At 45.7% G+C, this 25,437-nt stretch carries 15 protein-coding genes and 1 pseudogene; 11 read left to right on the top strand and 5 right to left on the bottom strand.

Translation table 11 applies throughout. The features are described 5' to 3' along the window. The 3 genes from GMES_RS22720 to GMES_RS00025 form a co-directional block, all read left to right on the top strand. Nucleotides 1-256 (top strand): DUF6515 family protein (locus GMES_RS22720; RefSeq protein WP_226990228.1); only part of this gene is annotated, 256 nt, incomplete at its 5' end. A 4-nt stretch (nucleotides 257-260) separates the two neighbouring features. Further along, entirely contained in the window at nucleotides 261-413 is a 153-nt protein-coding gene (locus GMES_RS22725; protein WP_193362968.1) for a hypothetical protein, read from the top strand. Between the two features lie 277 nt (nucleotides 414-690). Continuing rightward, a complete protein-coding gene (locus tag GMES_RS00025) occupies nucleotides 691-4,992 on the top strand; it encodes a DEAD/DEAH box helicase (RefSeq protein ID WP_006990471.1) in 4,302 nt (1,433 codons plus the stop codon). A gap of 219 nt (nucleotides 4,993-5,211) precedes the next feature. Here the strand turns inward: GMES_RS00025 and GMES_RS00030 are convergent, their stop codons facing one another. From GMES_RS00030 to ppsA, 3 genes and pseudogenes are all read right to left on the bottom strand, one after another. Beyond that, complete coding sequence (locus GMES_RS00030) at nucleotides 5,212-5,433, bottom strand: hypothetical protein (RefSeq protein WP_006990472.1); 222 nt, start codon at nucleotides 5,431-5,433, stop codon at nucleotides 5,212-5,214. A gap of 84 nt (nucleotides 5,434-5,517) precedes the next feature. Then, on the bottom strand, nucleotides 5,518-6,252 hold the full coding sequence (locus GMES_RS00035) for a chloride channel protein (RefSeq protein ID WP_006990473.1): 735 nt from the start codon (nucleotides 6,250-6,252) through the stop codon (nucleotides 5,518-5,520). Between the two features lie 101 nt (nucleotides 6,253-6,353). Continuing rightward, a pseudogene (gene ppsA / locus GMES_RS00040) lies at nucleotides 6,354-8,792 on the bottom strand (phosphoenolpyruvate synthase). Nucleotides 8,793-9,500: 708 nt separating this feature from the next. On the opposite strand from ppsA, the gene GMES_RS00045 reads away from it, so the two are divergent. Next, nucleotides 9,501-10,184 (top strand): histidine phosphatase family protein, encoded by a 684-nt coding sequence (locus tag GMES_RS00045; RefSeq protein WP_006990474.1) that lies wholly within the window; start codon nucleotides 9,501-9,503, stop codon nucleotides 10,182-10,184. A 39-nt stretch (nucleotides 10,185-10,223) separates the two neighbouring features. After that, a complete protein-coding gene (locus GMES_RS00050; protein WP_006990475.1) occupies nucleotides 10,224-11,195 on the top strand; it encodes an ATP-dependent 6-phosphofructokinase in 972 nt (323 codons plus the stop codon). Nucleotides 11,196-11,376: 181 nt separating this feature from the next. On the opposite strand, the gene pta is transcribed toward GMES_RS00050, so the two are convergent. Continuing rightward, nucleotides 11,377-13,521, bottom strand: coding sequence for a phosphate acetyltransferase (gene pta / locus GMES_RS00055; RefSeq protein WP_006990476.1), 2,145 nt, complete (start codon nucleotides 13,519-13,521; stop codon nucleotides 11,377-11,379). A 9-nt stretch (nucleotides 13,522-13,530) separates the two neighbouring features. Then, nucleotides 13,531-14,727, bottom strand: coding sequence for an acetate kinase (locus tag GMES_RS00060; RefSeq protein ID WP_006990477.1), 1,197 nt, complete (start codon nucleotides 14,725-14,727; stop codon nucleotides 13,531-13,533). Between the two features lie 598 nt (nucleotides 14,728-15,325). On the opposite strand from GMES_RS00060, the gene betI reads away from it, so the two are divergent. From betI to GMES_RS00090, 6 genes are all read left to right on the top strand, one after another. Continuing rightward, entirely contained in the window at nucleotides 15,326-15,916 is a 591-nt protein-coding gene (betI, locus tag GMES_RS00065; protein ID WP_006990478.1) for a transcriptional regulator BetI, read from the top strand. A gap of 1 nt (nucleotide 15,917) precedes the next feature. Next, the gene (gene betB / locus GMES_RS00070; RefSeq protein ID WP_039986147.1) at nucleotides 15,918-17,381 is read left to right on the top strand and encodes a betaine-aldehyde dehydrogenase; all 1,464 of its coding nucleotides are present in this window, start codon (nucleotides 15,918-15,920) and stop codon (nucleotides 17,379-17,381) included. After that, complete coding sequence (betA, locus tag GMES_RS00075) at nucleotides 17,381-19,051, top strand: choline dehydrogenase (protein WP_006990480.1); 1,671 nt, start codon at nucleotides 17,381-17,383, stop codon at nucleotides 19,049-19,051. Before betB ends, betA begins: the two co-directional genes overlap by 1 nt. Before the next feature lie 106 nt (nucleotides 19,052-19,157). Continuing rightward, nucleotides 19,158-20,375 carry a BCCT family transporter gene (locus tag GMES_RS00080; protein WP_006990481.1) on the top strand — a complete coding sequence of 406 codons (1,218 nt, stop codon included), beginning with the start codon at nucleotides 19,158-19,160 and terminating at the stop codon, nucleotides 20,373-20,375. Nucleotides 20,376-20,467: 92 nt separating this feature from the next. Further along, nucleotides 20,468-22,837 carry a TonB-dependent receptor domain-containing protein gene (locus tag GMES_RS00085; RefSeq protein WP_006990482.1) on the top strand — a complete coding sequence of 790 codons (2,370 nt, stop codon included), beginning with the start codon at nucleotides 20,468-20,470 and terminating at the stop codon, nucleotides 22,835-22,837. Nucleotides 22,838-23,060: 223 nt separating this feature from the next. Next, a complete protein-coding gene (locus tag GMES_RS00090; RefSeq protein WP_006990483.1) occupies nucleotides 23,061-25,403 on the top strand; it encodes a CehA/McbA family metallohydrolase in 2,343 nt (780 codons plus the stop codon). The last annotated feature ends 34 nt before the right edge of the window (nucleotides 25,404-25,437 follow it).

Here is a 25,437-nt window from a genome sequence, read left to right on the forward strand (position 1 = left end):
GCTAGTGCGTAAAGCGCCAGTAAACAGTATTTCTCTGCGCTTTGCTGGCGTGTCATTTGTTTTTCACGACGGTCTATATTATCGCCATGTGAAGCAAGGGTATAAAGTGGTGCGCCCACCCGTCGGGCTTAGGGTTAGCTATCTGCCAGCAGGGTACAAGCGCATTGTTGTGGGAAGCAGTTCTTACTATTTTTCTCAAGGTATTTATTATGTGTTTGATAATGGCGGTTACCGTGTGATTGACGAGCCTGCATAATTAGATGATACATACAATATTGGCGTATGACTCGTTACCACAAGGCGCCGAGCCGGTTAGCCAAAATGGCCAACAGTATTTCAAATACCGCGACATTTACTTTCTGCCTCAATCATCAAACGCAGGTGTTCACTACTTAGCCGTCAAACTCAATTAATCGTTAGCTGGGCTTGAGCCAGCCAATGAATGATTGGAACCCTAGCAATGATAGTCTGAGTGACTAGATCTCAGTGCCTTATGATTAGCATTAGCAATCATAATCGCAAGTCAAATGGGTTTGGCTAGCGCCAGCAGCGATAGCTAAACCTAGATAAATAACGCCGCACTGGATTGACTGGTGCGTTTTGAAGAGTGATAACTGCAATTGTTTCGCAGCATTGTTTTTGATAACTTCACGCCACTGAAAAAGAATCCTCATTAAGAATCAATTGACTATGAAGCTTGCTGCTTTAATTCATCCCCAATCTCATGATCAAATCGAAGCGTTATATCAGAGTTTTTTAGCCCTGAGTGAAGCCGAGCAAGGGACACTCTTTGTTTTGTCTGTCATTCATAAGCCCATTGGGGCTCTGAAGCTAGGGCTGGTCATTGATTTACTCATTCGCCGAGGCTTACTGTCATTGCCCAAAAAGCACTATGTGCTTACCCCTGAGAGAAAAGAACAACTCACCTCTGAATCGTTGTTAATTAACAATCGAGAAGGCTTGCAACTCAATCCGCTGTTGGGCAATTTTTTAGTGCAAAAAATCGACCAGCTACCTATCGCCATAGAGCTTGCACCAGGGCAACGATTACTCGAAATTATCATGGCTGGCGAGGAAGTGGTGCCAGTCATAAACAGTTATAGCTGGCAGAATAAACAAGCCGATCAGGCTAGAGTGATCCGAGACTTGTATTATTTGAATCAAATGGATGGCTTTGAAGCCGCGTTAGATTTTCATAAAAACCCCCAAATTATTGAACATACAAAGAACAGGGTATTACTTGATATTTTGTTCTTACCCTTTGATTTAAAATCATTTTCACAACTTTCCAGCGCTGTTCAATACCAAGCATTTGCGACTCTTTTTAGAACATTTCAAATGCAAGGGCAAAGCTGCGCGTACCCCACTCAGTTGTTAGAGCAAGTTTGCGCAGCTACGCCAGATAAAACACAGCCCAGTGACAATAGCGATTGTCATCATCTATTGGCTGAGCAATATTTGTATCAGTTGCGCTTCGATGACTTTTTGCGTATTCAAAATCCAGAAGACAGAAGCAGCTACGGCTTGCAGCTACAGGGTATGTATTGGTTTTTATCGGGCCAGAATGACCTTGCTATTGGCTACTTCGAACAAGCCATGCTGGCAAAAAACAAGCTAACGAAGCGCAAAAAACAATACTTGAATGAGCTGCCAGGTTACTTCTATAAATTAGCGTTAATGGTAAAGGCGAATAAAGATGACGTGAGTGCATTTAGCACCGCATTGCAACAAGTGGAATATGAAGAAAGCGACCGTAAAGTTAATAGCGATTTCTACTATGTAGGCCAAGGCGTTGTTAAGCCCATTATGTGCCTTTCTGCAGGGCTAAAGTATGACATCAATATTGGTTACAACAGCATTGACGATGAGTTGGACTTCTTCGCCCATCAGCTGTGTTATTTTAATTATTTTTTAGGACAGGTTTGGTGTAATCAAAGCAAAGACCCCGCACTGGCAACTTTAGCTTTAAAATATCAAGGGCATTTTATGCAGCTTGATTACCCGCTTTTTGCACAAATATGCGCGCAATTTGCCGCCAGTTTCACTCAGCAAAATACTCAGACAGCGCTAGCATCCTCGGCAAAACCAGCAGCGAATTTAGTGGATTTTACCCGCTTGATCGTGACTAAATCACAGTGGGATTTAGCCCTTGATAAACTGATTGCCCTGAACCCGAATGCACCTAAAAATGAAGCACTGGCTAAAGAGGTTGTCATTAAGCCTGTGCGCTTAATTTGGGAATTTGAACAGACCTATGCTCACAGTTTAACGGCAAGGGAACAAAAGCTGAATAAGTCAGGTTGGAGCAAAGGGCGTGTGGTCTCGCTAAAACGCCTTAAAGAAGACACCCATAAATTTGACTATTTAACTGAAAGTGACAAGAAGCTTTGCCATGCCATTGATGCGTATCAAAATTGGGGCTACTACTCAAAAGTTGACTACATGCTACAAGGGTTACCCGCGCTGCAAGCCGCAGTAGGCATAGACAACCTTTATAAAGCAGATGACCTTAACCAAAAGATTGACATCACCCAGCGCGAGCCAGAATTGCTGGTTAGCGAGATAGGCGACCAACTTTGTTTAAGCATTGCTGATTTACCCGATGACATACGAGAGTACGACGATCAGCCGGCCTACAATCTAAAAGCGATTTCGGATAGTCAATATCAGCTGACCGTGTTCTCAACATCGCATCTAAAAGTGGCCGAAATCATCGGTGAATCTGGTTTGCTTATTCCCATCAGTGCTAAACAAAAAGCCCTTGAAGGGATTTCTGCGATTGCGCCGTTTTTGAATATTCAATCTGCTATCACTGAGCTAGATACCGGATTAGAAACCTTTGAGTGCGATCCCAATTTGGTGGTCAATATTCAGCCAAATCAAAGTGGCTTAACCTTTACTTGCGTCGTGATGCCATTCGGGGAAAACGGCCCAGCGTTTAAACCCGGTGTGGGGAATGCCAGTTTGACCACTGATATAGATGGCAAACGCATGGCCACCCAACGTGATTTGCAGCGAGAGGAAATATTACTCGATGAGCTAGACCAAGCGTGCCCAGTGTTTTTAGACATGGCGGATAACGTTCTACTGTTAGATGACTTGCAAGCGGCGCTGAGCGCCCTTGAGCAGCTAGAGATTGCCCACAAGCGAGACACATTCGATTTAGTACTGCGCTGGCCAAAAGGCAAAAAAGTGACTCTGTCGAAAACCCTAGACAGCGAGCACCTGCAACTGGCGGTCAGTCAAAAGAATGAATGGTTTGATATTACCGGTGACTTACAAATAGACAATGAGCAGGTCATTGAATTAAGAAAGCTACTCGAGCTGGTGCAAACCAGTCATGGGCGATTTATTGAGCTTGGCGAGGAGCAAATACTCGCCTTGTCTGACGATTTACGCCATAAACTTGAGTTAATTAATCAAGTTACTGATGACGGAAAATTCCACCCCTTAGCCAGTTTGCAAATGGAAGAAGCCACCACAGGCATGCGTATGAAAACCATTCATGCGTGGGAGCAGCAGACTGAAAAAATGCATCAAGCGAACGAGATTACGCCGCAAATTCCTTCGACCTTTCAAGCACAATTGCGTGACTATCAGCAAGTTGGCTTTGATTGGGCTTCACGCCTTGCACATTGGGGCGCAGGTGCGTGCCTAGCCGATGACATGGGGTTAGGTAAAACTTTGCAAGCCTTGGCTATTTTATTGTCCCGAGCCAGCGCTGGGCCAAGCTTGGTGATCGCCCCTACATCTGTGTGCTTTAACTGGCAACAAGAGGCACTTAAATTTGCGCCGACCTTGAATATAAAGTTATTCGCCGACTCGACTAACACACTACAGCGCGAAGTGCTGTTGAACGATTTAGGCCCGTTTGACTGCGTGATCATAAGCTATGGATTACTGCAAAGAGAAAGCGAAATACTCAAAGGCGTGCATTGGCACAGTATAGTGGCGGATGAAGCCCAAGCCCTTAAAAACCCGCTGGCCAAGCGTACAAAAGCCGCTTACGCACTGAAAAGCGACTTCAAAATGATCACAACAGGCACGCCCATTGAAAACAACTTAACTGAGCTGTGGAGTTTGTTTCGTTTTATTAACCCGGGTTTACTTGGCAACATTAAACGCTTTGGCCAGCGCTTTTCAGTGCCTATCGAAAATGCTAAGGAAGACCCCTTGGCTGCGCGCAAGGCCAGCCAAGCTCTTAAAACGCTTATACAGCCGTTTATATTACGGCGCATGAAAAACCAAGTGTTAACGGAGTTGCCATCTCGTACAGAGATCAATATCCGCGTAGAAATGAGCTCTCAAGAGCGCGATTTTTATGAAGCGCTTAGGCTCAATGCTATCGACAATATTAGCCAAAGCGGCCAACAAGCCAACGCAGGTGAACAGCGCATTAGAATGCTCGCAGAGCTCGTGAAATTGCGCCAAGCCTGCTGTAACTCGAAATTGGTCATGGCAGAAACCACAATACCCAGTGCCAAACTAGCAGCACTTGACGAGTTATTAGAAGAGCTGAGGCTGAACAATCATAAAGCGCTTATTTTTAGTCAGTTTGTTGGGCATTTACAATTGATCAAGCAGCACGTCGAAGCCAAAGGATTTAGTTACCAATACTTAGATGGCTCGACGCCGCAAAAGCAGCGACAAGCAAGCGTTAATGCCTTTCAGGGGGGGGAAGGGGACATATTCTTGATTAGTTTAAAAGCGGGTGGCTCAGGCTTGAACTTAACCGCTGCGGATTACGTCATCCACATGGATCCATGGTGGAACCCAGCGGTAGAAGAACAAGCATCAGATCGCGCCCACCGCATAGGGCAATTGCGGCCAGTCACTGTCTACCGCTTAATTACCCAGAACACCATAGAGGAGAGAATTGTCGCCCTGCATCAGCACAAACGCGACTTAGCCGATAAGTTACTAGAAGGGAATGAAGCTGCGACTAAGCTGTCGGTGGATGACATGCTAAATCTGCTCAAAGAAACCTTTTAGTTAAAGTAGAAAAGCGTTGAATAGCCTTTAACGTCTGGTGTGTGGTTCAGTGGCTGTGTTATGAGGATTGCAAAGTGAGTGAGGATGCATAGCGATGGGTAAATACAGACGCGTGAACAAAGATGCACGGTCGGAGCAGCGATATGTACGTAGGTTGAACGCTAAGCGTAACCTAATAGCGAGGGTTAGCGCTTAACGTATAAACTGTTGGCTTTCACACTAGGGCGTTGCGGGCGTATCTTCGAGTAATTTTACAATATTGGTGTTACCGCTTTCTTTTGCCAATTCAACAAAATGGTTTTTCTCTAATTCATCGAACACTTCATTAGTGAGGAGTGCTTTTAGTCGCACTTCATCGCCATTATAGATGGCTGTTTTTATAGCTTGAGTCGCTAATGCAGGTCGTTGTTGTAAGTTACTTTGATCATTGTAATCAGTCATAAAGGATCCTCAGTACGGGGGATTTACTAGCTATGTATACAGTTTGTACAGAAAACTCGTATAAATAGCTCGTGTAAAAAACTTTCACATAACAAATGTTTGGGTGCGGTGCGTATTATTCAACCCATATAACGCCGCCTGGATATTAAAAATAGGTGACCAACCGACAACAAACCCCATAATGGTGTATGCAGTAGCTGACGCGAGTATGGCAAAGTACAAAGCACGGGTTTCCATTGAAAACCCAGAATAAAGTACCTTAACTGCGAATAAAGCAGACCCCAGTGGGCTTTTGAATATTGCTGAAAGCCCGGCAGCCGTGGCAACCACTGTCAATAAACGACGCTCAGCATTTGCTAATCTAAACCGATCCGCAAGAATGGCGGCGATCCCCGCACAAATCTGCGCGGTGGGGCCTTCACGTCCTGCCGAGCCTCCTGAGCCAATAGTAATTGCACTTGCTAATGCTTTTACCCAGGGCACTCTGCTGCGTATGGCACCATCGTGTTGATGGAAGGCGTCAATATAGGCATCGGTGCCATGTCCTTCTGCTTCAGGTGCGAGTCGATAAACGATAACGCCGGATATTAGCCCACCCAAAGTGGTCACTACAGGTACCCAATACAAGGGCATTGAAAACGGAAAGGTCAGGGGTTGAGTTTCGTCAAAGTGTCCAATACCGACGATAAAAAGTTCGCTGCACAACTGCAGTAACCAAATAAACATTAGTGCGCCAATGGCGCCAACAACACCAAGACAAAAGCTCCATATTCCCATATAAATTTCACGTCTGGTGCGCCAACTGTATTTTTCAAACATGGCCGAATTCTCGAGCATTCATAAGCTGATGTGGCAGTAGCCATGTTTGACCACTGCGCACTCTTTCTTTCGTGCTTTCTACTTTGTCATTTAGTCCACTTTCATGCTGATTTAGCGGTTTGTGTTAAACGTTTTTCAACCTCTAACACGCGCCTTGTGGTGGCTAATACCGTATCTGGGTTTAGGCTCATGGCATCAATACCCAGTTCTACTAAGTATTCCGCTATTTCGGGATAGTCCGATGGTGCTTGCCCACAAATACCTGAATGGCGGCCGTTGCGTCTTGCGCCCTCTATTGATAGGCGCAGCATTTCTTTTACTCCGGGATCGCGCTCGTCGAAATCGAAGGCGACAATCTGCGAATCTCGATCCACACCTAGCGTTAATTGGGTTAAATCGTTCGATCCAATTGAGAATCCATCGAACAGTTGAGCAAAAGCATCGATTTGAATGACATTATTGGGTATTTCGCACATTACATACACTTGTAAGCCATTCTCACCGCGCGTCAGGCCATTTTCAGCCATCGCTTTTAGTACCTTTTCGCCTTCTTGCACACGACGACAAAAGGGGATCATCAGCTTGACGTTGGTCATGCCCATTTCATCTCGTACTCGCTTCATGGCCTGGCACTCTAACGCAAAACCATCGGCGTAAGCAGAGTGTGTATAACGAGACGCGCCGCGAAAACCAATCATTGGGTTGTCTTCTTCAGGCTCGAAATACGTACCCCCTAATAACGTTGCGTATTCGTTGCTTTTGAAATCACTCATGCGAACAACGCAGGATTTCGGATACACCGCTGCTGCGATTGAGGCAACACCCTCAGACAAGGCTTTTACAAAGAAATCTTGGGGGCTTTCATAAGCTGTGCACAATTCATTTATTTTCTGGCGGGTGTCGTCATCGGTTTTGTCGGGATGTTGCAGCGCCATAGGATGCACTTTGATGTACTCGTTAATGATAAACTCCATGCGCGCTAACCCTATGCCGTCTACTGGTAGAGAGGCCAAACTAAATGCTCGGTCAGGGTTACCCAAATTCATCATAATTTCAGTGTTAGGGTGCGCCAATTGGCTAAGATCTGTTTTTTCGATGTCGAAATTCAAAATACCTTCGTAGATATTGCCAAATTCTCCTTCGGCGCAGCTAACCGTTACAGGGCGCTCATTGGTGAGAAGTTCAGTGGCGTTATTGGTGCCGACAATGGCGGGAATGCCCAACTCGCGCGCTACAATGGCGGCGTGACAGGTGCGACCGCCTCGGTTTGTTACGATCGCGGATGCTATTTTCATCACCGGCTCCCAATCAGGGGTGGTGGTATCAGCGACTAATACTTCACCGGGCTGAAAGTCACTTAGTAAGGCTACGTTATTGATAACACGAACCTTACCGGCGCCGATTCGTGTGCCTACGGCTTGTCCGCGTGCAATCACATTCGCGGTTTCTTTAAGATGATAAATCTCTAGCACTGCACCGTTTTTCTGGGATGAAACGGTCTCGGGACGCGCCTGAACGATATAGAGCTCACCGTCGATGCCGTCCTTGGCCCACTCCATATCCATCGGTTTGTAATGACCCGCATCACCTGAGTAATGGTTTTCAATCTTAATCGCGTAGTCAGCTAATACCATGACGTCTGCGTCTGAAATACAGTAGTGTTTTCTTTCGTCGTCGCTGGTTTCAATATTGTTGGTATACTCTACCGCGATATTGTCAGTATTGAGACTGTCGGTGAAGATCATCTTTAATTCTTTTTTACCCAAGCGGCGCTTCAGTACAGTGCGATGCCCGAGATTAAAAGTGGGCTTGTGTACATAGAAACTATCGGGTTCAATTGTGCCTTGCACAATGTTCTCGCCTAAGCCAAGGGCACCGTTAATAAAAACCACATCTTTGAAAGATGTTTCAGTGTCTAATGAAAACATCACGCCGCTGGCACCAATATCACTGCGTACCATTTTCATCACGACCACAGATAAAAACACGGTGTACACATCAAAATTATTATCGTGTTAGTAGTGGATAGAGCGGTCAGTGAAGTTTGATGCTAAGCAACGTTGATACGCATCCAGTAATGCTTCGTCACTGCTTATGTTCAGGTAACTGTCGTTTTGACCAGCGAAGGAGGCTTCAGGAGAGTCTTCAGCGGTCGCCGATGAGCGCACGGCCAGTGAAATGTCGTTACCGTATTCTTGTTTGAGTTCATTGTATCCGCTTAAAATGGCTGCTTTGAGATCATCTGGCAGCACGCAGTTCATCACTATCTCACGGGCTTTCTTTCCGCCAGCTTGTAAGTCTTTGATATTATCTGGATTAAGCCCATCGAGCGCGGCGTGTAGTTTGGGCCATGCGTTATTAGATTCAAGCACATAATTATAAGCCTCAGCGGTAACGGCGAACCCGTTCGGCACGCGCACACCTTCTGCTGTCAGGTTTTGGTACATTTCCCCAAGAGAGGCGTTTTTGCCCCCAACAAGAGCCACATCAGCAATACCGAGCTCTTTAAACCAGCGAACATAACTTGTTGAATCTGTCATAAAATTTACCTTTTGCTGAAGAGTAGAATGTCGCAGCAAGTCGAGTCGAACTGCGTTAGCTGAGCCAATGCATTTCATGAAACTTTACGAAATAATGTACTGCCGACTCATTTTACGTTTCGCAACTCAATTTACTGCGTGATTAGATCTGTTCCACACCCGATCAATACCGATAGCCGTGTCTGGGTTGATGTGTGTGGGGATCAAAGTGTTAATTGACTCGGGCGAGCGACGTCCATTTTGTAAATGCAATATTTCATGTTTTTCAGAGGCACGAATTAAGTCAACAAAATGTCAGTGAAGGCACCTTAAATCACCGTTATTTTACGCCTTACTTAAGGGTATTTTTATGCGTAATTCCACCTACAAACTAGTGGCTTATACCTAGAGCAACATGTAACCCGTGGCTGAATGTCCTCAGTTTGAAGTCCACATTTACAGCCCACACGCCACTGTATTAGCTGGGAATGAATAGCCCATGAAAATAGCTTTTTTGGGGATAATTGAGCACAAACGCCTTTTTCGAAATGGCGTTGCAACAGTGCGTGTTGCAATAAAGCACCTGTTGCAGATGGCGCCTGCTGCAGAAGAGAGCGCTGAACAACAGGCTGCAAGGAAAATTGTCGAATATAGGTATAAACCCTGATTATTTTTAAGGGAATTGCGCGGCATAATCAATGATAAGTACATTGATGAAAGGCAGCGAAAATGTCGTTATTAACGTTGATCCGCCACGGACAATCCATTTGGAATCAGCAAAATCGGTTCACCGGATGGGTTGATGTTTCGCTTAGTCAGTCAGGGGTTAAAGAAGCGCAGCGCGCAGCACAAATGTTAGCCCAGCAGCGCTTTGATTTAGCATTTACTTCTGAGCTATTGCGGGCACAAGACACCTTATACGAGATACTTCGGCATAACCATCAATGTCACCAGTACGTGCGTATTCATGATACTGGCAGTCAGTGGTATGAGCATTTTGAAATGTCGCCCGCTGAAGAACTTGAATTGAAAATTTATGTTTCACAGCAATTGAATCAGCGTTATTACGGCGACTTACAAGGGCTGAATAAAGACAAGGCGCGGCAGTTGTTCGGTGATGATCAGGTTCATACTTGGCGCCGAAGTTATGATGTAGCACCGCCCAACGGCGAAAGCCTCGCGATGACCGCCACTCGCGCGATCGCTTACTTTCAATCGCATATTGTTCCGGCCCTACAACAAGGCAAAAATGTGTTGGTTTGCGCTCATGGTAATTCGCTGCGCGCGATCATTATGCACATTGAAAAAATGACCGCCTCGCAGATTGCTGCATATGAGTTAAAAACCGGCAGCCCTCATATTTATCAGTGCAGTACAGCAATGGAAATACTCAGTAAGCAAGTGCTTGAGTAATACCAGTAGAGATTTATTCAACGATTTGGACGACGATTTATGACGAAAAATATCAAGCATATTGGCTTATTTACTCCAGGCGGCGATGCCCCTGGTATGAATGCCGCTTTGTATGCGGTGGTAAAAGCGGCTAGTGCCAAGGGCATTAAAGTCAGCGGGATACGCAAAGGTTTTGAAGGACTGATTGACAACGATTTCGTGGAGCTGAAGACCAAGCAGTTACAAAAAACGATGCATCTGGGGGGGACCGTGCTTAAAACGGCGCGAAGCGAGCGCTTTAGAACGGTTGAAGGGCGAGAAGTGGCGCTACAGAATATCCACGATAATCATATAGACGGGCTCATCGCTATTGGCGGAGATGGTACTTTCCGTGGTATTTCGCTGTTGTCAGAGATAAGTGATATTCCATGTATTGGTATCCCAGGCACCATAGATAATGACACAGTGGGAACTGATTTTACCTTGGGGTTTGATTCTGCGGTTAATACGGCGATGAACTGTATTGATAATATACGGGATACCGCAGAGTCTCATAACAGAATGTTTGTGATAGAAGTCATGGGCAGAGATTCCGGCTATATAGGGGTGTATTCAGGCTTAACATCGGGGGCTGACTCAATCTTAATTCCTGAAAGCCCGCAGGATATGACGTACCTGCTAGATAAAATTCACGGTTACGAAAGTGAAGATGCGTTTATTGTGGTGTTGTCAGAAGGCAATGAATTGAGCATCGACCGTGTGTCACAACAGATACGCCAAGTGAATGACGCAATAGACTTACGTGTGTGCAAACTGGGCCACATTCAAAGAGGAGGTAATCCTACTGCGGCAGACAGAATGTTGGGCATTAGGCTAGGGGTGGCGGCAGTGAATGCCCTTATTCAAGGGGAAAGCAACAAGATGGCGGGCATTTGCAATAATCAGCCTGTACTAACGCCGTTTTCTGAAATAGCCAAGCAACACGCTATCGATGCTGAGCAACAAAGCCTAGTGGATTTGTTTTGCCGCTAAAATCTGCGGTCTATCATCGGTATTAAATAGCGACGTGCCATTAGCGACCCGGACAACCGAGTCTCGGTCAATCGAGACCCGGACAATCGAGACCCGGACATTGTTCATACCTTGTGGTGTTAAAAAGTGACCGTATTTATTGCTCAAGAAGGCCCCATTTAAACCTTTAGAGAGGTGCTCCTTAGCTATTTAGTTGCGTCGCTTGAATCGCTGTTAGCGCTATCGTATATACGATATCGTCAACCAGCGCCCCGCGACTCAAGTCGTTCACTGGCTTACCCATACCTTGCAGCATAGGGCCAATACTGACTAAATTAGCGCTGCGTTGAACGGCCTTGTAGGTTGTATTGCCCGTATTGAGATCTGGGAATACGAATACGGTGGCTTGGCCGGCTACTTTTGAATTCGGTGCTTTTTTACTGGCAACACTTTCCATCACAGCGGCATCGTATTGCAGTGGGCCGTCAATCAATAAGTCAGGTCTTTTTTGTTGCGCCAGTTCAGTGGCTTTTTTAACCTTGTCTACATCAACCCCAGTTCCTGAGGTGCCGGTGCTGTAACTGATCATGGCGACTTTGGGCTCAATACCAAATGCCGCAGCTGAATCGGCAGATTGTATCGCGATGTCTGCTAATTGTTCGGCACTAGGGTCTGGGTTAATCGCGCAGTCACCATACACCAGTACTTGTTCCGGCAGCAGCATAAAGAAGATGGAGGACACCAAAGACGCCCCGGGTGCCGTCTTAATTAACTGCAGAGCAGGGCGTATGGTATTGGCTGTGGTATGCACCGCGCCAGACACTAAGCCATCAACATCACCTTGCTTTAACATCATGGTGCCAAGTACGACGTTATCGAGCAGTTGCTCTTGTGCTACCACGTCGGTTAGCCCTTTATGCTTGCGCAGCTCAACCAAGGGTGCAATGTAATGTGCCTGTATATCTTGCGGTTGTTGTATGGTGACTGAATCAGGCAGTACCACGCCTTGCTGCTCTGCCACTCTTAATATTTCTACTTTGTCCCCCAACAGTACGCAATTAGCAATACCGCGCTCGGCGCAAATTGCCGCCGCTTTTATGGTGCGAGGCTCGTCACCTTCAGGGAGCACAATGGTCTTGTTAGCGGCTTTGGCTAACTGGGTTAGTTTAAAGCGAAATGCAGGAGGCGATAAGCGTAAGGCTTTTGATGCGCCAGCGCTTAACGAGTTTATCCATTTGGGATCAATACAGCTGGCGGCGTGATCCATCACGCGGTTAATGCGTTGTTCATCGTCAACCGGCACTTCTAAGTTATAGAAGTGTAAATTCAGTGATGTTTGCCATGTGTTGTCATCGACCAACATCACAGGTAAGCCTGTTTCCATGGCTTGGGAGCACAATGCCATCACTCTTGGGTCGGGTTCATACCCACCGGTAAGCAAAATAGCCCCGATTTTTGTGCCGTTTTGTGCCGCTAAGCATGCCATTACAAACATGTCGTTTCTATCCCCTGAAATAACAAGCAATGCGCCGGGTTTTAATACCCACACCATATTGTGGATTTCCCGGGCACACAGGTTTACGCTGCGTAATCTGCGGTGTTTATAATCGCCTTCATTGAGTAACTTGGCATTCAGGTGTTTTCTTAAGTCATCCACTCGGGGCGCGATTAATTCGAAACTCCAACTGATGCACCCAAGAAGGGCAAATGATTTATTAAAAATTGGCAAACTTTCAAGTCGCTGTATAATTTCAGCGGTTTCACTCTGGTCATGATTTTCGAGTAATTCGTTGCTTAAATGCCCACGGTCATCCAAAGGCGCATTGATTTTATTAAAGATACAGCCGAGCACTTTTTTGCTTCTGTGGCCGCCGTAATTATCTGCCACTATTTCTAACTTATCGTTAAGCTGGGTCATGCTGAGGTTGCCAGGCGAGCTCACTAACACAATTTTAGCATCCAGAGCGTTACAGATTTCCCGGTTCAGGCGCACCGCGTAAGGGTGACTTGGGGTCGACACTAACCCTTCGATGATACCAATGTCTTCGTCAGTATAGTGTGTTTCATATAGGGCGATGATTTCTTCTAGCAGGACGTCCATCTTGTCTTTACTTATCATGTCCTCAACATACGCTGATGTGAAAGGAGTGGCGGGTTTTGATGGGCCTAGCTGGGTGATAATCGTTGTCGATTTCTCTGGTTCATCGTCACCGTGACGAGGTTGTCCCATAGGCTTGAAAAAATTCACTTTTAAACCTTGCTGCTGCATGGCTCTGACCATACCCAATGAAACACTGGTGAGTCCGGCGCTACTACCAACAGGTATTAACATTATTCTACGTGCCATGGTATCTCCTTAGGCTTTAAAGGCGCAGTGAATGGTGTCTTTGGCGATAACCCACTCTTCGTTAGTGGCGATAGCAAAAACAGACTTAGACGTTGCATCGCTAATGCGTCCTGAGCGACCAAAGCGAGTTTCAGCGTTTAACGTTTCATCTAAGCTAAAGCCCATGTGGGCAAGCTGCGCTATGGTTTGCTGGCGAATATAACTGGAGTTTTCACCGATGCCGCCAGTAAACACTAGGGCATCTAAGGGGCCAACAAGCGCTATGTATGAGCCGATATATTTTACTAAGCGATGCACAAACATATCGAGGGCAAGTTTGGCGTTTTCGTTACCTAATGCTTGTTGCTCCTCTAACGTGCGACAGTCATTGCTTAACTGTGAAATGCCTTGAAGGCCTGACTGCTTATTCATAAGCGCACTGACCTGAGCGGCGCTGTAATCTAATGACTCAATTAGAAAGGTCGCCACACTGGGATCAATGTCACCGCATCGAGTACCCATCACTAGGCCCTCAAGTGGGGTGAAGCCCATGCTGGTATCTATCGCCTTACCTTGTTTTATCGCTGTGATGCTGCAGCCGTTACCAAGGTGCGCGGTGATCAGGTTACATTGGCCAATACCTTTATTCAGTAATCTAGCGGCCTCATGAGACACAAAGTGGTGGCTAGAACCATGAAAGCCGTATTTGCGAATACCGTGCTGCTCGTACAGGGCGTAGGGCAGGGCATAAAGATACGCGTGCTTGGGAAGTGTTTGAAAATAAGCAGTATCAAAAACCGCTACTTGAGGTAAATCTGGAAACGCATCTTGTGCACTTTCAATACCCGCCACATGGGCCAGATTATGCAACGGCGCCATTTTCGCTAAATCGCGAATCCCTTCTTTGACTAACGGATCAATTAAACACGATTGCTCAAAACGCTCCCCGCCATGTACCACCCGATGCCCAACCGCAATAATGCTTGATTGCAAGGCATCATGCTGCTTCAACACCCGGCCGATACTGGCCAGGGCCTCTTTGTGGTTGGCATTGTCACTAAGTTCGATAGCGGTTTCTTTCCCATCGAAGCTGTAGCGCAATTGGGCGTTGTGTGCCCCGAGGTTTTCAGCAATTCCTTGTAAAGGAGCAGCGCCTGTTTCGGCATCAATAATGGCAAATTTAATCGAAGAGCTGCCGCAATTAAGCACAAGTACGTGTTGATTCATAAACGTTTTTATCCTTCGTGGATGAATGCTAAGGGAACAATAGTAGCTTGCCTAATGTGTTTTGGGTATGACTAGTTAGGCTTAATGGTTCGGTCTTTGATAGGGAACAAGAGAGAACAAGCTGATTGCGCGATTAATAAGCAATGGGCGCGCTATTCAAACGTAAAAAAACCAACATACTCGCAATAATGCACAGTTTTCCCGTGCTATATCCACGCGCATTCAAGGTGCAAAAAGACTTAGATTGTGGTTCGTTTTTCGACATCGTCAGGCTTTCTTCGATAGGGCTTTGTACTCGTAAAATAGTTAGTGCACTACTAAATATGGCAGTTTTATGACTATCCCAAAATACCCGCTTAATAGAATTAATTTGCCTGAAACGCCCGTTTTTAAGCTCTTTTGAGGATTTTAATCAAAAAAATATGATTAATTTTAATCTTTTCGTTTGCTCTTTATTGACGCGGTGTTGCAGCGAATTAAGTTTAGCTCTACGCATTTATCTGGCCTGTTTACAGTTTGTCAACGTTGAATTATCAAACCTATTACCCTAAAATTTATTTTTATTGAACGTTCAATTAACAAAAAGCCTTTACACAATATGCCTAAAATTGGAATGCAACCTGTACGTCGTCAGCAACTAATCGACGCCACTATTGAGTCTGTGGCTGAGCTTGGTTTACGGGCTACCACCATTAATAGCATCAGTAAAAAGGCGGGTTTGTCCTCTGGCATTATTAGCCACTATTTTGGTGGCAAGCAGGGTCTTATCGAAGCGACCGTGCGTTATTTGTTATCTAACCTGAAACAAACGCTAATAGGTGGGTTAAAAGCTGATACCACCCCAGAGCAAAGGTTGATGTTAATTGTTGAAGCTAACTTCTCTCGGCTTCAGCAGCAAAGCAATGCAACCAAGACCTGGTTGAGTTTTTGGGCGCAGTCCATGCACGACATTGAATTGCATCGCTTGCAGAACGTAAACAGCAAAAGACTGTGCAGTAATTTAGCGTGTTCATTTAAACAGTTAATGAACACTGAAAACGCAAGATCTGCCGCTGAATTAAGTGCGGCAATGATAGACGGCTTGTGGTTAAGAGCGGTACTAAGCAAGTCTGACAAAGATGAATTTGAACACTGTGAGCGACTGGCAAAAGGCTACGTGCGCTCGCTTATCAAACAATATGGATCCTAACGTGACAACACCTGTTTACCAAAATTTTATACACGGCCAATTCCTCGCGAATCAATCTGGCGAGACGTTTGCTGTTAAAAACCCAGCTACCGACGAAGTAATTTATCACGTTGAAGTTGCGGATGATTCCATTCAACAGGCGGCGATCAGCAGTGCTAAAGAAGGCTTTGCACTTTGGTCAGCCATGACCGCCATTGAGCGTAGTCGAATATTATTGAAAGCCGTATCGTTATTACGTGAGCGTAATGACGCTCTGGCTAAAATTGAAGTGCTGGATACTGGCAAACCGTGGCAAGAGGCCGAGTGCGTAGACGTACAAACTGGCGCAGATGTTATCGAATACTTTGCTGGGTTGGCACCCGCGCAAGTAGGCCAGCAACAATCGATAGGTGATGATTTTTACTACACCCGCAAAGAGCCTCTTGGCATTTGTGCGGGTATTGGCGCATGGAACTACCCACTGCAAATAGCCTGTTGGAAGTCAGGCCCTGCGCTTGCTGCGGGTAACGCGCTTATTTTCAAACCGTCTGAAGAAACACCCTTAGGCGCAATTAAGCTAGCCGAGATTTTCTTCGAAGCGGGCGTACCCGCAGGTGTGTTCAATGTGGTGCAAGGCGCTGCAGAAGTTGGCCAATGGTTAACCCAAAGCCCAGACATCGAGAAGGTGTCGTTTACCGGTGAAGTAGGTACAGGCAAAAAAGTGGTTGCCAGTGCAGCTGGCTCACTAAAAGACGTGACCATGGAATTAGGCGGTAAATCCCCGTTACTCGTGTTTGAAGACGCCGATGTGTCACAAGCGGTAAGCGCAGCAATGATAGGCAACTTTTACACCCAAGGTGAGGTATGTACCAACTGCACCCGTGTTTATGTGCACAAATCAGTTTATCAGGCGTTTGTCGACGAGCTTAAAACCCGCACTGAACAGAATATTATTGCTGGTGATCCGCTTGATCCAAACGTTAATTTGGGTGCGTTGATTTCTAAAAATCACCAAGACTTAGTCATGGGGTATATCAATAAAGGCATTGAAGAGGGCGCGACCTTATTAACAGGTGGGTCAACGCTTAGCCCTGCGTCAGCACCAAATGGTTATTTTGTGGCACCGACGGTATTTACTGATTGCAATGATGATATGACCATAGTCAAAGAAGAAATCTTTGGCCCTGTGATGAGTGTGTTGGTGTTTGATGACGAAGCCGATGTGATTCGCCGGGCGAATGATACGCACCTAGGCTTGGCCGCTGCTGTGTTCACTCAAAATATTAAACGCGCGCACCGCGTTATTCATAAACTACAAGCCGGTATTTGCTGGATCAACAGTTACGGCAATTCACCTGCAGAAATGCCAGTAGGTGGCTATAAGCAGTCTGGTATCGGTCGCGAAAACGGCATCGAAACGCTTGATCATTACACCCAAACTAAATCCATTTACGTGGGCATGACCGACATAGAGAGCCCGTTTTAATGGCTGAGCAAACTTACGACTACATCATAGTGGGCGCAGGCTCTGCAGGGTGTGTGCTGGCAAATCGATTATCTGAAGATGCCAACAATCAAGTGTTGTTATTGGAAACCGGCGGCAGCGATAAAAATATCTTTATCAAGATGCCCACCGCGCTGTCTATTCCCATGAACACTGAAAAACTTGCTTGGCAGTTTCACACCGAAGCCGAACCTTATTTAGATAACCGAAAAATGCATTGCCCTCGGGGCAAGGTGTTAGGTGGTTCATCGTCTATTAATGGCATGGTGTACGTGCGCGGCCACGCCAAAGACTTTGACGAGTGGCAAGAGCACGGCGCACAGGGGTGGGATTACCAGTCTTGTTTACCTTACTTTCAAAAAGCGGAAACGTTTTATTTAGGTAAAGATGCATACCGTGGTGATAAAGGCCCTCTTGGCGTAAATAACGGCAATGAAATGGCGAATCCTCTTTATACCGCCTTTATCGAGGCAGGTAAGCAAGCGGGTTACGCGGCTACCGATGATTACAATGCAGCCCAGCAAGAGGGTTTCGGACCCATGCACATGACCGTAAAAGATGGTGTGCGTAGCTCTGCAAGCCGCGAATACCTTGACCCGGTCAAGTCACGTAAAAACTTAACCATAGTCACAGGCGCACTTGCTGAAAAAGTGCTACTTGACGGCAACAAAGCGGTCGGAGTTGAGTACAGCATAAACGGCAACAAAACGTCGGCTAAAGCATCAAACGAAGTGGTGTTAAGTGCAGGCTCCATTGGCTCACCACACCTATTACAACTTTCCGGTATCGGTGATAGCGACACACTCACCGCCGCGGGTGTTGAGGTGAAACATCATTTACCGGGGGTAGGGCAAAACCTGCAAGATCACTTGGAGTTTTACTTTCAATATAAGTGTAAGCAGCCCATCACGTTAAACGGCAAACTTGGCCTTATTTCAAAAGGTTTGATTGGCGCTCGCTGGCTATTTACCCGTAAAGGTTTAGGCGCGACCAATCATTTTGAGTCTTGTGCGTTTATTCGTTCAAAACCCGGCGTTGAGTGGCCAGATATTCAATACCACTTTTTACCAGCAGCCATGCGTTACGACGGGCGAAGCGCGTTTGCTGGGCACGGTTTTCAGGTACACGTGGGCCATAACAAACCGAAAAGTCGTGGAGCGGTCACGATCAAATCAGCTGACCCGACACAAGCGCCAAAAATTCAATTCAATTATTTGCAGCATCAAGATGATATCGAAGGCTTTCGTGCCTGCGTGCGCTTAACCCGTGAAATCATCGAGCAAAGCGCGTTTGATGATTACCGTGACGATGAAATTCAGCCGGGCAAACACATTCAAACAGACGAAGAAATTGATGCCTTTGTACGCCAAGCAACTGAGAGCGCATACCATCCGTCGTGTTCATGTCGTATGGGTGAAGACGCCATGGCCGTGGTGAACTCCAGCACTCAAGTGCATGGTATTCAGGGGCTTAGGGTGGTTGATTCGTCCATTTTTCCCACTGTGCCTAATGGCAACTTGAACGCACCCACCATTATGGTAGCCGAAAAAGCCGCAGACATGATTTTGGGTAGGCCTGCACTGAGCCAAGCACCGGTAGATGTTGCGATTTCAAGCAATTGGCAAACTGTGCAGCGAAACGTAACTATTTAATCTGGCCACCTGAAGCCCAGCAAAAGTAGAATTTTTGCTGGGTAATGCGAGTCAAAAGTAACAGGAAGAAAGATGAAGTTTTATCGCTTATTTTGGGGAGGCACAAATGACCTTATGGCTTAATGCTGGGATCATTTTCACCCTATTGGCCATTGTGGTTATTTTGCTCAAGTGGGGAAATGTCGTTTGTGTCGGTGTTACACCGGTCAGACTTTTCACCTTTATTGCTATTCTATTTACCTCAGGCCTAGACGTTGGCTTGATCATGTTCCCGCTGACTGAGTTTGGCGGTTATGCAAACCTCAAGGCCAACCCCGAATACGCCTTTACCAACCCAATGGCGATTGAGTTTGGTTATTGGGGCTTTCTGATTTGGGGATTTTACTTCGTTACCTGTTTTTACTTCTGCGTTGTTGAGCCCAAAGTTAAGTTTTTTGAAATCCCCGTGGTCAAACTGATTAACAATGTGGTGATCATTGGCACCTGTGCATTCACCGCGTTTTTGTTGTTATCTAATTTGCCTTGGTACTTACCGGCGATTGGTGATGGCGAATCGATTATCCCTACCTTCTATTTCATTGTTTTTGCCGCTATTTGTTTTGCTGTGTACTCCAGTACTGACATCAAATATGTGCGTTTACTGAGTATTTCCACCACTTGGTTATTTATTGCCTTAATTGCTCTTATGTGGGCCGGCGCATTTTTAGGCAGCGACAGCCAAATAGCTGCGTTTACTCATAACCTGGAAATGATCGGTAGTTACTTCGGTAACCTAGAAGATTTTGTATTGCCCCTGAACAAATACCACGAATTTTACTTATTTTGGTGGTTCGCATGGAGCATCATGATCGGACAGTTTACCTCGCGTTTTGTAGGTGGATTAAAAACCTATCAAGTGCTGGGGGCTATGTTGATATTCCCGTCCATTCCCATCGCGGTGTGGTTTAGCGTTATCTACCAATATCACGAAGCAGGCATTCCCACTGCAGGTCTGAAGAATTTTGCCATGGCTTTTGTGGGCGTTGTATTCGTGATCAATTCACTTGATTCGCTGATCCGTTTGTACACCGATAACTTAAACCTCACCGTTAAGCGCTTGGGAAAATTTGGCTACATCGCACTAAATGTAGTCACGCTATCGTTGTTGACCTTGCTGTTTAAATTAGAGTTTTTACAAATTCAATGGGTTGGGGCGCTCGTGATTGGTTTGTTCTTTAGCTGTGCGATTTTCATCGCTTATAGCAAGCCCAAAACAGTTAAGAATATCGATAGCTCACCAAAAGATAACGAGATTGATTTTAGCAAAATAGATTCAGCAGATTAGAAGTTTGAAACATTAGAAGTCACGAATTACTAACTAAGGAATTTACCATTAATACACACAATAAAAACATCACACACAAAACAGGACTTTTTATGAATACTTATGTGCCAAAGAAGCAAAGCCTTATCGCTTTGTCTGTGCTTTCAGCCATGTCGATGACGTCGTTGACAGCCTTTGCTCAAGAAGCAGACACAGCAGCTAACGCTAAAAAACAACGAGAAGACGTTGAGTCTATCGTTGTAACGGGCCGCAATGTGTCTTACGCCAACAGTGCCGCTTCTGAAGAAATGAAAAAGCAGCAAACTCCTATGACAAGCGTATTGGCCTTAGTTGATAACTTGCCAGGCGTATTGGTGACTGAGGGGGACCCGTTTGGCTCTGATGAATGGTCTACCAGTATCTCAATTCGTGGTTTTCAGTTGAACCTAGAATCTCAGCAAATCGGTATGACGGTTGATGGCATATCAAATGGTAACTCTAATTATGGCGGTGGTACTAAAGCCAGCCGTTATATTGATACCGAAAATTTGCGTGGTGTAGAAGTATCCCAAGGTACTGCTGACATCAGCTCGCGTTCAAACGAGGCGCTGGGCGGTACAATGGATTTTACCACCATTCTACCGGCTCTAGATGAAACGCTAACGGTTAGCACAACCCTTGCTGAACACAACGCTAGAAAATTCTATGTACGTTACGATACCGGCGAAATAGCTCAAGACACATTTGCGTGGATGTCCCTATCAAGTCAGCAAAACGATGACTACATGGACGGTTCAATCACCAACAAACGCGATCACGCTGAAGGTAAAATTATCAGCACCATTGGTGAAGTGGATTTAACCGCTTATGTTAGTTACGACGATGCAGAAGAGTATACCTATCAACGCGTTTACGGTTTAGCTCAGTATGCACAAAACTCAGAATGGGATGGCCTGACTGAAGATTGGTCTGGCGTGCCATACCAAGACCAAGTGTTCCGTGAAGGTTGGGTGACAGAGCGTGAGAACTTCTTTACCTATCTAAAAGCAGACTTCGCCGTGGGTGAAGTTGATTTTAGTACCAACGTTTACTACCACGAAAACGAAGGTGCAGGGAAGTGGATCCCATATTACATTGCTGATGTAACGGATGACGGCGTAGGTAATCCAAATTCTGAGCTTGATTCGTCCACTACTGCCTATGGCGGCGCATCACAGGGTTTGATTTATTTTACTAATCGCGCTGGCGAAACGTTATCGCCAATCGCTGGCTGTGAAAGCTCAATCGGCTTCCCATATGGCGGTGGCGGTGCAGAAATTGACCCGGGTTGTTACGAGCAAGGCGCGATTCCAGTAAGCTCAAACCGTCACACCCATTATGATAAAAAGCGTATTGGGGTAAACGGTGACTTTACGTGGCATACCAGTATTTCTGATATGGACAACGTATTACGCGGTGGTTTCTGGTACGAAGATTACCAACGTGACGAGTATCGCGATTGGCATAAAACGATCGATGCAGCGACAAGCGCGCGTTACGACAACACCCCTTATTGGGTGCAATATGACCGTGAATTCCCAGTTGAAACCTTGATGTATTACATTGAAGACGAACTTGATGCTGGTTTTGCAAAATTCCGCTTAGGTGCAAAGCAGTTCAATGTTGACGTTTCCAAAGATGATCAGTTTGTACCAGAGAACGATTTAGATGTGTCATCTGACTCAGACGTACTTATTTCAGCCGGTTTTGTTGCGCCATTACCGTTAAATGGCCTAGAAGTATTCGGTGGTTATGCTGAGAACTTTGCAGCGGTAAAAGATGCAGTACTAGAGCGTGATGACGCTGATGTGAGCACAGTTGAGCCTGAAACGGCTGATAACATTGATTTTGGTTTACGTTATTCAACACCTGGCTTTAACGCCAGTTTGACCTATTACAACATCAAGTTTGAAAACCGTATCACCTTCATCAGTAACGAAGACGTTAATGGTATCGACTTCTTAGAATCTGCTGCTGGTGGCTTTCTGAATGACGGCGGTATTGAATCTGACGGTATCGAAGCATCAATCGATTATAAGATTAATGAGAACTTCGGTGTGTATATTTCATATACCAAGAATGAATCGACTTACACTGATGATGACCAAGATATCCGTGGTAAAACCGTTATCGGCAGCCCTGAAGATATGGCCGTTATCAGCTTCGATTATACTAAAAACGACTTTTACGCAGGTTTCAGCACCAAATACGTAGGTGAGCGTTTCTTAGACCAAGCCAACACTCAAGAAGTAGATTCTTATGTAGTAAGCGATTTGTATGTGGGTAAAACCGCTTATGATATTGGTGGCAGCATCGATAGCGTAGAGCTTAGCTTTACTGTAAACAACGTATTTGACGAAGAGTATCTTGGCTCAATTGCGCCAAATGCGGGTTGGATTGGTGCACCACGTATCGCATCATTTAACGTTAGATTCGTAATGTAAAATTACTGACCTTACGAGGCCACATTCAGACTCTCTGTTTGTGGCCTTTTTTGTACTTGTACTTGCGTTTGTCGGTGCGACTGCTTGCGGAAACGGTCATTTTGTTTTTACGCGCGCTGGAAAAACTGACATAAAACGCGTTTATATTTTTATTTCGCGCAGATGTGATAAACCTATTTAATCAGAACAGGCAGAGCGCTAAGCCTGCTACAGGTAGATAACCATGAAATTCTTTTCTCGCTCTTCTTTATTTGCCAGTCTCGGGATCCTATTGACAGGCCTTACAGTGTCATTTTCAAGCTATGCCACTGTCAGTATCATAAAAGGCAAAACCATTATTCCCCATGGCAACGCGACGTCCGACAGCGACATCACTATTAAAAATGACAAATTAGCGTTCTCATTAGCCATGGGCTCTGCGCCGCCTTGGGGTGTAGCGCGTGGTTGTATTGTTGATATTGCAAACGTTGAAGCCGATGGTGTGCTGAGCCTTGACCGTGTAGCTTTTGCAGATTTCATACCGAATGATTGGTCCAGCTGGCCCAACACTTATCAAACCCTCGATGTAATAAAAGACAGCTCTGATGAAGCCATCGTTAACATTACCCGAGATTTTGGGCAGGTTGAAATAAGCACTACATATAGCTTGGTCTCAGGCTCTGACATCATCTATGTACAAACCACTATGACCAATCAAGGTGACGCGATCCCAGATATGCGTTCAGGGTTTACCTTGTGGCCGGATGGGGGATACAAGTTTGCAGTGCCTGAACATAAATCAATTGATACAAAAGGACAGGCTGAGAACTTTATAACCGATCGTTTTGTAGGTTACGGCGCTGATTGGGCTGTGGCGCTGCACGCGCCATACATGACTGAAACAGCAAACCAATCACGAGATTTATACACCCAACATAATTTGCAAAAAGGTCAAACTGTGACGTTCACAGGTGATTACCAAGTACTGGCCAGTGGCAATTTAGCCCCTGTGGTGCGTGCTGAAATCGAGCGTAAAAATGTTAAAGCAGGTACGCTAAAGGGCGAAGTGCAAACCCAAAGCGGAAGCACGCTCACACAACCTGCCATTATAGTGACCAAAGACGATGTGCCTTATATGTGGGGGCTAGGTCAAAATGGCCAGTATCAATTTGATTTACCGGTAGGGCAATACCAAGTCTATGCCACAGGTAAAGGCTATTCTGCGAGCAAAATTCATGATATTGAAATAACTGAGAAGAAAACTCAAACATTGTCTTTTAGCGACCTTCTAGCGCCGGGCGAGGTTGATATTCAGGTAATAGATGCAAACACAAAAGCGCCTCTTGATGGAAAAATTAAGATTGAAAAAGGCAATCAACCACTGATTGAATTTTTAGGTGCGCGCACGTTTTTCACTGAACTTGATAATAAAGGCCAAGCGACATTTCCACTGGCGCCGGGTGACTATCAACTGAATATCTCTGCCGGTAGTGGTTTTAATGCAAAGCCTGTACTAATTGACACCACAGTCAAAGCTAATAAAACCACGGATATTGCTAGTGCTATCACCATTAGCACGTATCCTACACAGCATGGTTGGTATGCAGGGGACTTACACCATCATGCTAACGTACTCGAAGGCTCGACTTCCCCTGAGTATTTGGTGCGCTCGCAATTAGCTGCGGGATTAAACGTGTTGTTTGTGAGTGATCACGATTCGACCAAGAACAATGCTGAAATCCAAATGTTGGCAGATAAGCAAGGTGTGCCTTTTGTTCCGTCAATTGAGGTTTCACCGTCGTGGGGGCATTTTAATGCATTCCCGATTGATAGCGGGGCACAGTTATCGGTCGATCCAGGTGTGGATGATATTCATACCCTGATCAAAGATATGCGCCGCATGGGGGCGACGATAATTGCATCAAACCACCCATATATTCCCTATGGATATTTGAGCAGTTTAGATAAAAATACCGCCCCAGGTGGCTTTAACCCGAGCATTGACGTATTTGAGTTGAACGCCGTAGTAGATAACCAGCCCACTATTGAAAAAGCGCATCAGCTCTGGTCAAAGGGGCTACCTTACTACTATACCGCAGGGTCAGACACCCACGATGTATGGAATCAAACCAGCGGCTTAAATCGCATGTTTGTTTACACGGGGAGCAAACCCAGCGCCAAGGCTTTCGCACAAGCCATGAAGAATGGCCGCTCTTATGTGTCATTCGGCCCGATCATTTACCCGCAAAATATAATGTTTGGTGACACGGTTAAACTGGCTCAAGCACAACCGCAATCGTTCACTGTGGATTTGGTTGCCGTTAACGGTCTCAAATCAGTACAGCTAATTGGTGCAGCAACAAAGACCAAAGGCGAGGTTAAAAACCAGAATGCAAGCATAGACATTAGCGGCGGAGTTAACAGTAAGGTGTTAAGGCAACAGGCACTCAGTGGTGATAGTGCGTCGATTACCTTTAACCTGCCTAAGGTATCGGGCTGGGCCGCTTTAGTGGTCGAAGATATGCAAGGCCATAAAGCCTATTCGAACCCGATCTGGTTAAAAGAAGTAGAGAAAAGCCAGTTTTGAAGTTCGTGCTATCAAGCCCCCACTTTACCTCAGT

Origin of the sequence: Paraglaciecola mesophila KMM 241 (assembly GCF_000315015.1) — a bacterium.
Lineage (GTDB): Bacteria > Pseudomonadota > Gammaproteobacteria > Enterobacterales > Alteromonadaceae > Paraglaciecola > Paraglaciecola mesophila.

What these genes read in the sequence shown, in the direction of transcription:
- GMES_RS22725 (WP_193362968.1), top strand. Translation starts at nt 261, where the DNA reads ATGATACATACAATATTGGCGTATGACTCGTTACCACAAGGCGCCGAG.
- GMES_RS00025 (WP_006990471.1), top strand. Translation starts at nt 691, where the DNA reads ATGAAGCTTGCTGCTTTAATTCATCCCCAATCTCATGATCAAATCGAA.
- GMES_RS00030 (WP_006990472.1), bottom strand. Translation starts at nt 5,433, where the DNA reads ATGACTGATTACAATGATCAAAGTAACTTACAACAACGACCTGCATTA.
- GMES_RS00035 (WP_006990473.1), bottom strand. Translation starts at nt 6,252, where the DNA reads ATGTTTGAAAAATACAGTTGGCGCACCAGACGTGAAATTTATATGGGA.
- GMES_RS00045 (WP_006990474.1), top strand. Translation starts at nt 9,501, where the DNA reads ATGTCGTTATTAACGTTGATCCGCCACGGACAATCCATTTGGAATCAG.
- GMES_RS00050 (WP_006990475.1), top strand. Translation starts at nt 10,224, where the DNA reads ATGACGAAAAATATCAAGCATATTGGCTTATTTACTCCAGGCGGCGAT.
- pta (WP_006990476.1), bottom strand. Translation starts at nt 13,521, where the DNA reads ATGGCACGTAGAATAATGTTAATACCTGTTGGTAGTAGCGCCGGACTC.
- GMES_RS00060 (WP_006990477.1), bottom strand. Translation starts at nt 14,727, where the DNA reads ATGAATCAACACGTACTTGTGCTTAATTGCGGCAGCTCTTCGATTAAA.
- betI (WP_006990478.1), top strand. Translation starts at nt 15,326, where the DNA reads ATGCCTAAAATTGGAATGCAACCTGTACGTCGTCAGCAACTAATCGAC.
- betA (WP_006990480.1), top strand. Translation starts at nt 17,381, where the DNA reads ATGGCTGAGCAAACTTACGACTACATCATAGTGGGCGCAGGCTCTGCA.
- GMES_RS00080 (WP_006990481.1), top strand. Translation starts at nt 19,158, where the DNA reads ATGACCTTATGGCTTAATGCTGGGATCATTTTCACCCTATTGGCCATT.
- GMES_RS00085 (WP_006990482.1), top strand. Translation starts at nt 20,468, where the DNA reads ATGAATACTTATGTGCCAAAGAAGCAAAGCCTTATCGCTTTGTCTGTG.
- GMES_RS00090 (WP_006990483.1), top strand. Translation starts at nt 23,061, where the DNA reads ATGAAATTCTTTTCTCGCTCTTCTTTATTTGCCAGTCTCGGGATCCTA.